Source organism: Ornithinimicrobium jinqii, from assembly GCF_045032595.1.
Classification (GTDB): Bacteria; Actinomycetota; Actinomycetes; order Actinomycetales; family Dermatophilaceae; genus Ornithinicoccus.
The window spans coordinates 40,031-51,478 of record NZ_JBJFZS010000008.1; the positions used below are offsets into that span (position 1 = coordinate 40,031).

Below are 11,448 nucleotides of genomic sequence, written 5' to 3' on the forward strand. Positions count from 1 at the left end.
GGCCCATGTGACCGACAAGGACCCCACCGTGCTGCTCGCTGCCGTCGAACGGCTCCGCAGCAGCGCCGACGCGCTCGGCCTGCCCCTCGAGCTGGACGGTGCGGAGGAGTCGCGGACGGCGCGGCGCGAGCTCGTCCAGCAGCTCGACGACTACGTCCTTCCGCGCCTGCGCTCCCTGGAGGCGCCGCTCCTCGCGGTGGTCGGCGGCTCGACGGGAGCCGGGAAGTCCACCCTGGTCAACTCGCTGGTCGGCGCGCACGTCTCGCGCACGGGCGTGATCCGACCCACGACCCGCGCCTCCGTCCTCGTGCACCACGAGGAGGACACCCGTTGGTTCACCGACAAGCGCGTGCTGCCCGAGCTGGCGCGCGTGGCCGGCGACGGCGCCGAGGACGACCCGACCTCGGTGCGTCTCGTGCCCTCCGACGCGCTGCCGGTCGGACTCGCGCTGCTGGACGCCCCCGACATCGACTCGGTGGTCCGGTCCAACCGGTCGCTCGCCACCCAGCTCCTCTCCGCCGCGGACCTGTGGCTCTTCGTGACCACCGCGGCCAGGTACGGCGACGCGGTCCCGTGGGAGCTGCTGCGCACCGCAGCCGAGCGCGGCACCTCCGTCGCGATCGTCCTGAACAGGGTCCCGCCCGAGGCCCTGGAGCAGGTCCGCCTGCACCTGGCCTCCATGCTGCGCGACCAGGGCCTGGGCAAGTCCCCGATCTTCACGATCCTCGAGGTCGACCTGGAGGACGGACGGATCCCGCAGGCGGGCGTGCAGCGCCTCAGCGGGTGGCTCGACTCCCTCGCGAGCGACGCCCGCGCCCGCTCCATGGTGATCCGTCGCACGCTCACCGGCACTCTGGGCTCCCTGGCCGCCAGGTCGGAGCACCTGGTCACCGCCGGGCGCGAGCAGACCGCCGCCCGCGACGCACTGCTCTCCGCGCCGCGCACGGCATACCGCGAGGCGCTCGCCGGGGTCGACGACGGCGTGCAGGACGGCTCGCTGCTGCGCGGCGAGGTGCTCGCCCGCTGGCAGGAGCTGGTCGGGACCGGCGAGTTCCTCCGCTCCGTCGAGGCAGGGGTGGGCCGGTTCCGGGACCGCGTCAGCGCGTTCTTCACCGGCAAGGAGGTGACCTCCGACCCGCTGGGCGACGCGCTGCAGACCGGTGCTGCCGCCCTCATCACCTCGCACGGCCAGGTCGCGGCGAGCACCGCAGCCCGGGCCTGGAAGCAGGCCCCCGGTGGTCCGCCGCTGATGGCCGAGCACCCCGAGCTGAGCAAGGCCTCGCCGGACTTCGCCGACCGCGTGGATCGGCTGATCCGCGACTGGCAGGGCGAGGTCCTGGAACTGGTGCGGGAGGAGGCCGGCGCGCGCCGGTCCACCGCCAGGTTCCTGGCCTTCGGGGTCAACGGGCTCGGTGTGCTCCTGATGATCGTCGTCTTCAGCGCCACGGCAGCCATCCCGACGGGTGCCGAGGTCGCGGTGGCGGGCGGCTCGGCCGTGCTGGCGCAGCGGCTGCTGGAGGCCGTCTTCGGGGACCAGGCCGTCCGGTCCATGTCGGTCAAGGCCCGCACGGCCCTGCTCGCGCGGGTGCAGAAGCTCTACGACGACGAGAGGGCCCGCTACGAGCAGGTCCTGGAGGAGGTGTCCGTGAGCGACAGCGCTGTCGGTGACCTGGAAGCGGCCGCGAGCAGCGTGGAGGCGGCCCGATGATCGGACGGCGCAGGGCTGGGGGCTCGGCCGCGTCGGTCCCCCTCACCGAGCGCGCCGCACGGCTCCGCTCCGCCCTGGACGTCGGCGGGAACGAGCTGGACCCGTCCGCCGTCGAGAAGGCCCGCGGGGTCGTCCAGCGGACGGAGGAGCGCTGGGCCCTCAAGGGCGGACGCACCGTGGTCGCGCTGGCCGGGGCCACGGGATCGGGCAAGTCGTCGTTGTTCAACGCGCTGGTGGGCGAGGACGTCTCCGTCATCGGTCCGCGCCGCCCGACGACGGCCGAGGCGGCCGCCGCCGTGTGGGGCGACGAGGGTGCGGGGGAGCTGCTCGACTGGTTGGGCGTCCACCACCGTCACCAGGTCACCCCGACCCCGGGCAACGTGCCCCTGGAGGGCCTCGTCCTCGTCGACCTGCCCGACTTCGACAGCAGGGAGACCCGGCACCGGGTCGAGGCCGACCGCATCCTGGAGCGCACCGACGTCTTCGTCTGGGTCGCGGACCCGCAGAAGTACGCCGACGCCCGCCTCCACGACGACTACCTGCACCCGCTACGGCACCACGACACGGTCATGCTCGTCGTCCTCAACCAGGCCGACCGTCTCCGCAGCGAGGGTGACGTCGAACGGGTCAGCGAGGACCTGAGGCGGTTGGTGCACACCGACGGTGCCGGCGACCACGAGGTGATCGTCACCTCTGCCCGCACCGGTCAGGGGCTGGACGAGCTGCGCCGGCGCATCGGTGCCGTCGTCAGCGCCAACAACGCCGCAGAGGCACGACTCGTCGCGGACGTGCGCACCTCCGCCGAGCACGTCGGTGCGGGGCTGGCCGAGCAGACGCCGGAGTTCACCGAGACGGCCGACCACCGGCTGCACCAGGCGCTCAGGCAGGCCTCCGGGGTGCCGGTCGTCCTCGACGCGGTCGAGCGCGACTACGTCCGCCAGGCCAACGCCCGCGCCGGGTGGCCCTTCACCCGCTGGCTCGGTTCGTTGCGCGCCGACCCGCTCAAGCGGCTGCGCCTGGGGGACAACTCGCCGGGCCCGGCCGGCATCGCGCCCTCCGACGTCCGCTCGGTCCTGGGCAGGTCGTCGCTGCCGGCACCCACCCCGGCCGCCCGGGCCAACGTCCAGCTCGCCAGCCGTCAGGTCGCCGAGGACGCCGGGGCCGGACTACCGCCGCGCTGGGCCGACGCGCTCGTCGAGGCGGCCAGCCCCCGCCACGACAACCTGTCCGACGCCCTCGACCAGGCCGTCGTCGGGACCCCGCTGCGCGCCCGCTCACCCGCGTGGTGGGCCGTGCTCGGCGCCCTGCAGCTGGTGCTCGCGGTCGCCGCGGTCGTCGGCCTGCTGTGGCTGGTCCTCCTGGCGGTGCTCGGCTGGCTGCAGTTCCCGATCGACGCCCCGCTCTGGGGTCCCGTTCCGATCCCGCTGCTGCTCCTCGCCGGTGGTCTGCTCGCCGGGCTGCTCCTGGCGATGGTCGCGCGGGTGATGGCCGGAGTCGGCGCTCGTCGTCGCCGTCGTCAGGTGGAGGACGCTCTCGACGAGGCTATCGACGAGGTCTCCTTCCAGCACGTCCGCCGACCCGTCCTCGCGGTCCTGGATCGTCACGAGAAGACCCGGCAGCACCTCGACCGCGCCGCCTCCTGACCCGACCGCGTGCTCGGGCTCAGTCCGGACCGTCGCCGTCCACATCCCCCTGCCGGTCCGTCCCGCCGTCCACAGCTCCGTCAACGGCCGTTGTCCGCCCGGTGCGCCGCTCGCACGCTGGTCCTACCGGCCCGTCACCGACGGGCACGACCACGATGGGAGAGCAGCATGGACTGCAAGATGACGGTCACGGGCAACCTGACCCGTGACCCGCAGCGCCGCCTGAGCACCAAGACCGGCGAGCCGTTCGCCGTGATGGCGGTGGCGGTGAACAACCGCCGCTACGACAAGTCCGTCGGCCAGTGGATCACCACCGGCACGACCTACTTCGACCTGCTGTGCTGGGGTCCGATGGGGGCCAACGCGCTCAGCACGTTCCGGAAGGGCGACCCCGTCATCGTGCACGGCCGCTTCCGGCTCAACGAGTGGACGAGTGAGAAGGGCAGCGGGACCAACGCCACCCTCGACGTGGAGTCGATCGGTCCCGACGTCTCGTTCGGGACGGCGCCGTTCACCCGGGGCAACGTCGACTGGGGTCTGGACCGGGTCGGTGAGTACAACCCGGGGGAGGACGACCCGGAGCACGGAGAGCTGCCCGCCGACGCGGTCGCAGACCCGGACGACCTGGAGAGCTACACCGACGAGGACGGCGTCGTGGACGACGAGGCCGCGGAGGAGGTGCTGGCGCGCATCGCGTGAGCGCCGGCGACCGGGGGTGGTCGACCGGGGGTGGTGGGGTCCAGGTCGGTGGCGTGCGCCCGCGCGCCGCCGACCGGACCTCCTCGGGATTCGTAAGGCCCACCGTCCGGCGGATACCCTCGACGGCATGGCCGAATTTATCTACACCATGTCGCGCGCCCGCAAGGCGCACGGCGACAAGCTGATCCTCGACGACGTGACGATGTCCTTCTACCCGGGCGCCAAGATCGGTGTCGTGGGTCCCAACGGCGCGGGCAAGTCGACCATCCTCAAGATCATGGCCGGGCTGGACCAGCCCTCCAACGGTGAGGCACGCCTCAGCCCCGGGTACACGGTGGGGATCCTGCTGCAGGAGCCGCCGCTGAACGAGGAGAAGACCGTCCTCGGCAACGTCGAGGAGGGCCTTGGCGAGATCAAGGTCAAGGTGGACCGGTTCAACGAGATCGGCGAGCTGATGGCCGAGCCGGACGCCGACTTCGACGCCCTGATGGCCGAGATGGGCCAGCTGCAGGAGGAGATCGACCACGCCGACGCGTGGGACCTCGACGCCCAGCTCGAGCAGGCGATGGACGCCCTGCGCTGCCCCCCGCCGGACGCAGACGTCACGATCCTCTCCGGTGGAGAGCGTCGCCGCGTGGCGCTGTGCAAGTTGCTGCTGAGCAAGCCCGATCTGCTCCTGCTCGACGAGCCGACCAACCACCTGGACGCCGAGTCCGTGCAGTGGCTGGAGCAGCACCTGGCCTCCTACTCCGGCGCCGTGCTCGCCGTCACCCACGACCGGTACTTCCTCGACAACGTCGCCCAGTGGATCGCCGAGGTCGACCGCGGCCGGCTGTACCCCTACGAGGGCAACTACTCCACCTACCTGGAGAAGAAGCGCGAGCGCCTGTCCGTCTCCGGCAAGAAGGACGCCAAGCTGGCCAAGCGGCTGGAGTCCGAGCTGGAGTGGGTGCGCTCCAACCCCAAGGCCAAGCAGACGAAGAGCAAGGCCCGCCTGGCCCGCTACGAGGAGATGGCCGCCGAGGCGGAGAAGACGCGCAAGCTCGACTTCGACGAGATCCAGATCCCCGCGGGCCCCCGTCTGGGTAGCCAGGTCATCGAGGTCACGGACCTGAAGAAGGGCTTCGGCGACCGCGTCCTCATCGACGGACTCAGTTTCACCCTGCCCCGCAACGGCATCGTGGGGGTCATCGGCCCCAACGGGGTCGGCAAGACCACGCTCTTCAAGACGATCGTCGGTCTGGAGGACGCGGACAGCGGGTCGGTCAAGGTGGGCGAGACGGTCAAGATCAGCTACGTCGACCAGTCCCGTGAGGGCTTGGACCCCCAGAAGTCGCTCTGGGAGGTCGTCTCCGACGGGCTCGACTTCATCCAGGTCGGCAACGTCGAGATCCCGTCCCGCGCCTACGTCAGCCAGTTCGGCTTCAAGGGCCCGGACCAGCAGAAGAAGGCCGGCGTGCTCTCCGGGGGCGAGCGCAACCGGCTCAACCTGGCCCTGACGCTCAAGCAGGGCGGCAACCTCCTGCTGCTCGACGAGCCGACCAACGACCTCGACGTCGAGACCCTGAGCTCGCTGGAGAACGCGCTGCTCAACTACCCCGGCTGCGCCGTGGTCATCTCCCACGACCGGTGGTTCCTGGACCGCGTGGCCACCCACCTGCTCGCGTACGAGGGTGATGACGAGAACCCCTCGAAGTGGCACTGGTTCGAGGGCAACTTCGGTGCCTACGAGGAGAACAAGGTGGAGCGCCTCGGCGCCGACGCCGCCCGGCCGCACCGGGTCACCTACCGCAAGCTCACGCGCGACTGACGCCCGCCGCGGCAGCCCGCTCGACCCCGACCGACGAGATGGCACGTCGCCGCAGGCCCCAGCCCCCGCTCCCTCCTCGGGACGGACTGGGGCCTGCGCGCATCCGCATGCCTGCAAGCACGGGGGACGGTTCCGCGGAACACCCCCAGGACGGTTCCGCGGAACACCTCACCGTGGTCGACTTCCTCCTCGAGCGGACAGGCGACCCCGAGGGGGTATGGCGACGCGTCGGGGCGGGGGAGGTCCTCCTCGGCGACGGGACCCGGGTGGGGCCGGGCACGCCCTACCGACCCGGCGGCACGGCATACCTCTATCGGGACCTTCCTGAGGAGGTCGACGTCCCGGGGGAGCCGACGGTCCTGCTGCGCGACGACGACACCGGGCTGCTGGCCGTGGACAAGCCGCCGTTCCTGGCCACGATGCCGCGCGGCTCGCACGTCGCCCAGACCGTCCTCGTCCGGCTGCGCCGTCGGCTGGACCTGCCCGACCTCGCCCCGGTCCACCGCCTGGACCGGCTGACGAGCGGGGTGCTGCTCCTCACCACCCGGGCGGACGCGAGGGCGCCCTACCAGCGGATGGTGCAGCACGGGGGCCTGGCGAAGACGTACCTCGCGCTGGCCGGACTGCGTGCGGACCTGCAGCTGCCTCTGACCGTCCGCAACCGGCTGGTCAAGCACCGCGGCCAGCTGCAGACGCGCGTCGAACCTGGCAACCCGAACGCCGCGACCCGCGTCGAGCTGCTCGGCACCGAGCAGGTCGGGGGCCGCGTCGTCGGACGCTACCGGCTCACCCCCACCACCGGACAGACCCACCAGCTCCGGGTACACCTCGCCGGCCTCGGCATCGAGATCCTCGGCGACCCGCTCTACCCGCGGGTGAGGGACGTGGCCCCCGGCGACTTCTCGGCACCCCTGCAGCTGCTCGCGCACGAGGTGCGCTTCGCCGACCCTGTCAGCGGCGCCGACCGGTGCATCACCTCGCACCGCACGCTGCCGATCACGACGTCGCAACCCTCACCGTCCTAGCTGCGGGACCGGGCTGCCCTCTTCCCGCCGAGCGTGCCGAGGACCGGCGATCCGGCCCCCAGGAGGAAGCCGAGGTCGTACCAGTTGCCGAGCCGCTCGACGTCGTAGACCGGGAACCTGTCCCAGGCGCCGAAGACGTGCGCGACCAGCACCACCCAGGCGGTGATCCCGTTCCAGACTCCCCACAGCAGGTCCTGCCACCACATGTCGGTCCCTTCCTCGCGCTGACAGCATTCAGCACCACCGTAGGCGGCGGGCCACCCATGCGGAAGGGCCCGCCCCCCTCGCGGGGGACGGGCCCTTGCCGTTGTGATGGTGACCGTCAGGGGCGGACCCCGTCAGGGCGGTCGATCACGGGGTGACAGTGACCAAGGTGTGACCGACCTCACCGGAGCCGAAGTCGTACCCGATGACCCCGAGGTAGCGGGTTGCTGCCTCCAGGCCGGACCACGCCGCGGTGAGCTCCACCGGCACACCGGTGAGGGTGACGACCGGCGACGGGGTGACGTCGAGGTTGCCCTCGTCCGCGGCGGGCAGGTACACGTGGAGCGGACCCGTAGCGACCTCTCCCGCGGCGGCGTTCCAGTTGTCGATCACGACGAGGTAGTCGCCCGGGGCCGGGGCGGTCACGGTGACCGCCTCGTCCGACCCGCCGGCCGCACTCTGCGCGATGATCGTGCCGGTGGAGGTCGCCAGGTACAGGTCCAGGTCCAGGTCCACGGTGGGGTCCCACTCGTCCTGCCAGACCTCGACCCGGATCGCTGCGGCGCCCTCGGGAACCGTGACCGGAAGGACGAGGTCAGCGATGCTCGCACCACCGGCAGGGCCGTCCGAGGTCACGCTGACCTCCTGGGTGTCGGCCTGCGTCAGGCCGTGGACCACCGAGGTCAGGGTCCCGGCGCCACCGGGCACGACCTCGAAGGTCTGGCTGCCCTCGACGCCGCTGACGACGATCTCGCCGGGAGCGCCGATGGCGACCGGCTTGACCGCGATGGGGCTGCGGACGTCCGAGCCCGGACCGGTCCAGGTGAGCGAGCCGAAGGACCACTCACCGAGCGCGCCGCTCTGGTTGGTGATGGTGACCTCGAAGGTCGCCTCGCCACCGGCCGGGACGGTGACGGTCGCGGGGGAGACCTCGACCGTCATGCCCTCGGGAGCCTCCACCTGCGAGGTGAACGTGCCACCCTCACCGGTCGCGGTGACCGTGCGGGTGACGGTCTGCGTGCCACCCAGGTCGGCGACCGCGATGCTCGGGTAGTTGAGGTCGCTCGGGTCGGGGATGCCGCCCAAGAGCCCGTTCACCTGGTCACAGACGCCCTGCCCGCCGCCGAGGAGCTGCAGCTGGCCGATGGCGCAGGTGTAGCCGTACCAGTCCAGCCAGTCCGACTCGTAGACCAGCGGCGTGCCGTAGGACGCGGCGGGCTCCACCTCGCCGGAACCGTAGTGCAGCGGGCTGGCCGGGGCGCCACCGTAGTGGATCGGCTCACCCTCGCTGTTGAACGGGTCGGCGGTGGTCATCATGGCCGACTTGACGGCCATCGGGCTCCAGTCGGTGTTCTTCGACATCATCAGGGCCGCGAGGCCCGCGACGTGCGGGGCCGACATCGAGGTGCCGGACATCGCGTTGAAGTCGGTCCCGGTCGTGCCGGAGACCGCCGCGATCACGTCGACGCCCGGAGCGGTGATGTCCGGCTTGAGGAGGTCACCACCACCGGCGATCGCCGGGCCGTAGGAGCTGAACCCGGCCATCTCGGGGACGACCAGCTCGACTCCACCGTCACCGGTGGCAGAGATGAACGCCGTCGGGTTCGGGTCGGACTCCTCGTAGGCCTTGATCTCCGCGCCATCGGTGCCGTTGACGTGGATGGTGGGGATCACGTGGAAGTCTGCGTTCAGCGACTCCGCGTCGGTGGTGTTGGCCAGGATCATGCCGATGCCACCGGCGCTGGCGACGACCTCGCTCTTCTCCACGCGGGCGTTGGTGCCGCGGGTGCAGATGACGATCTCGCCGTCGATAGCGTCCTCGTCGAGCGAGCCCGGGAGGCACAGCATGGCGTCGGCCGCCGTACGGCCCTCTGCCGGGAAGTCCTCCGAGTCCACCAGCGGGGCGGGGCCGACGGCCTCGCCGACACCGACTCCCTGGAAACGCAGAGCATCGGTGAAGAACTCGGCCTCGAGCCGGGTCTCGACGGCCTGCGACAGGGCGGTGTAACCACCGACCAGGTGGACCCAGCCCAGACCCAGCTCGTGCAGGGCGTCCACCGTGACGTTCGGGACCGACGCAGTCTTGGACAGGACGACCGGGACACCCTCGGAGCCCGCGAGGGCCGAGGCCGCCAGGGCGTCGGGGTAGTTCTCACCGGTCGCGACGTAGGCGTGCGAGGCCGGGTCCGCGGCGGAGTAGCCGAAGGCCGCAGCGACGGACGCGGAGGTCTCGTACCGGTTGGCACCGCCGAGGCGCTCGTCGGCGCCGAGCTCGATCGCGACGGCGTCGGTCACGGCGCTGGTGCCGCCGAGGACGGTGACTGCCGGCCGTCCCAGGGCGTCCAGGGCGGCGTGCACCGCGCTGGGGACGGAGCCGGACTTCACCAGCAGGACGGGAACACCTTCGGCACCGGCCAGCGCGGAGCCGGACAGGGCGTCGGGGAAGGCGTTGTCCTCGCCGGCAGCGACGTAGACGCGCTCGGTCTCACCGAACATCGAGGCCAGCATGGCCGCGGTCTCGTAGCGGTTGGCGCCCGCGATGCGGGTGACGTCGCCGTAGCTCTCCAGCTGGTTCTCGACGGCTGTGGAGACGGCGACCTCGCCGCCGAGGATGATGATGTTGCTGACCCCGAGCTCGGTCAGGGCCGCGGCGGTGACACTCGGCAGCGAGCCGGTCTTGGTGAGCAGGACCGGGGCAGGCGAACCGTCGGGGGCGACGGTGGCCTCCTCCACGCCCGCGCGGGAACCGGTCGGGACCAGGCCCTTGGCGGCGGGGGCCGAGCCGGCCAGCGCGTCCGCGAACTGGTCACCCGTGGCGATGTAGACGGTGTCGACACCCTCCGGGTAGGACATCGCGAGCTCGACAGCTGTCTCGTAGCGGTTGGCGCCCGCGATCCGGTCGACGGTGTCACCACCGCCGAGCTCGACGTACTTGCTCACGTTGCGGTCGTGGGTGGAGGCCGCGACCGTCATGACCCACGGGGAGTTGTGGGCGACCGAGCCGGCACCCACGGTGTCACCGGAGTTGCCCGCCGACGCGGCGACGAAGACGCCGGCGTCGGCCGCGTCGAAGAACGCCAGCTCGATGGGGTCCACGACGTACTGCGAGGAACCGGACACCGAGTAGTTGATGACGTCGACGCCGTCCGACACCGAGTCGTTGATCGCGGCCAGCAGGCCGGCGGTGGAGCCGCTGCCGTTGCCGTCGGCGGTCTGCCACAGGGCCTTGTAGGCGGCGATCTGGGCGGCCGGCGCCATGCCCGAGCCGCTGCCCATCTCGGTGCCGAAGACAGCCACCTCGACACCGTTGTTGCCGGCGGCGGTGCCGGCGGTGTGACTGCCGTGGCTGTTGGTGTCGCGCGGGGACTGGAAGTCGAACGAGGTGTCGTTGCCCTCCGGGTAGTAGCGGGCACCGATGAGCTTGCTGTTGCAGGTGATGTTGCCGTCTGCGGCGGGGTCGTCCCCGGTGATGCACACGCCGTTCCAGCTCGCCGGGGGGGCCGGGTTGCCGGGCAGGTCCGCGAAGCTGGGGTTCTCGGGCCAGATGCCGGTGTCGATGACACCGACGACGACGCCCTTGCCGGCCTCGGCGTCCCCGCCGAACTCGGTGTCCCACACGCCACCCTCGCCGCGAAGGCCGAGGTAGTCAGGGGTGGAGACGGTGTCCGCGGTGCGGATCTCGTCCTCCCAGACGTAGGCCACGTCAGGGTTCTTGCGCAACTGCCCGACCTGCTGCGCGGTCAGGTCGACCGCGAAGCCGTTGAACACGGCGGTGTAGTCATAGGCCTTGGCCCCGGCGTCAAGACCGACGCTGGCCAGCACCTCGTTCTGCTCCGAGCGCAGGAGGTCGACGTAGCTGCGGGCAGCGGTGCTGGCACTGTCGAGCTTCTCGCCCTCGGCCGGCTTCGTCGCCGGGATCCCCTTGATGCCGCCGTCGTAGGCAGCCAGGGAGTCTTGCTTCAGCATGACGATGTAGGAACCGTCCTCGGCCACCGACAGCTCGGGGGTCGCCCAGGAGGGCACCCCGATCGTCAGGGGTGCAAGGACAGCACCTGCGCCGGCGAGAGCGATGAGCCGCGTCCTCCGACGTCCAGGTGTGTTGCGCACGTTGGGTGTCCTTCGTTCGATGGTTAGGTGTCGCCCTCGCCACGGCCCACCATGGGGCACGCCGGAGGCGACCTTGGCAGTATGTGTCGCCGGCCCAGGCGTGAGAAGGGTCCGGTTCCTCCAACGAGGAAGACGTGACCATTTCGTTATGTAGAGCCGCGGACGGTCCCCCCTTGGCGGGGGGGGGGGGGGGGGGGGGGAGCCCCAAAGAGGGGGGTGGAGGGAGGAAGCCCCAACTTTTCAAAAGAAAAC

At 71.4% G+C, this 11,448-nt stretch carries 7 protein-coding genes; 5 read left to right on the forward strand and 2 right to left on the reverse strand.

Going from position 1 to position 11,448, the window contains the following annotated elements; genetic code table 11:
• Positions 1 to 7: 7 nt before the first annotated feature.
• The 5 genes from ACI3ET_RS03420 (at position 8) to ACI3ET_RS03440 (ending at position 6,885) form a co-directional block, all read left to right on the forward strand.
• Positions 8 to 1,708 carry a dynamin family protein gene (locus ACI3ET_RS03420; protein WP_405031552.1) on the forward strand — a complete coding sequence of 567 codons (1,701 nt, stop codon included), beginning with the start codon at positions 8 to 10 and terminating at the stop codon, positions 1,706 to 1,708.
• Positions 1,705 to 3,351, forward strand: coding sequence for a YfjP family GTPase (locus ACI3ET_RS03425; protein ID WP_405031553.1), 1,647 nt, complete (start codon positions 1,705 to 1,707; stop codon positions 3,349 to 3,351). Before ACI3ET_RS03420 ends, ACI3ET_RS03425 begins: the two co-directional genes overlap by 4 nt.
• A 168-nt stretch (positions 3,352 to 3,519) precedes the next feature.
• Positions 3,520 to 4,050: a single-stranded DNA-binding protein gene (locus tag ACI3ET_RS03430; RefSeq protein WP_405031554.1), complete on the forward strand. Its 531-nt coding sequence runs from the start codon at positions 3,520 to 3,522 to the stop codon at positions 4,048 to 4,050.
• 127 nt (positions 4,051 to 4,177) lie between these two features.
• Entirely contained in the window at positions 4,178 to 5,860 is a 1,683-nt protein-coding gene (gene ettA / locus ACI3ET_RS03435; RefSeq protein ID WP_405031555.1) for an energy-dependent translational throttle protein EttA, read from the forward strand.
• Between the two features lie 173 nt (positions 5,861 to 6,033).
• Positions 6,034 to 6,885, forward strand: a complete 852-nt coding sequence (locus tag ACI3ET_RS03440; protein WP_405031556.1) for a pseudouridine synthase — start codon at positions 6,034 to 6,036, stop codon at positions 6,883 to 6,885.
• Here ACI3ET_RS03440 and ACI3ET_RS03445 read toward each other — a convergent pair.
• Complete coding sequence (locus ACI3ET_RS03445; RefSeq protein ID WP_405031557.1) at positions 6,882 to 7,091, reverse strand: hypothetical protein; 210 nt, start codon at positions 7,089 to 7,091, stop codon at positions 6,882 to 6,884. The genes ACI3ET_RS03440 and ACI3ET_RS03445 overlap by 4 nt on opposite strands.
• 145 nt (positions 7,092 to 7,236) lie before the next feature.
• Complete coding sequence (locus ACI3ET_RS03450; RefSeq protein ID WP_405031558.1) at positions 7,237 to 11,196, reverse strand: cell wall-binding repeat-containing protein; 3,960 nt, start codon at positions 11,194 to 11,196, stop codon at positions 7,237 to 7,239.
• Positions 11,197 to 11,448 lie beyond the last annotated feature (252 nt).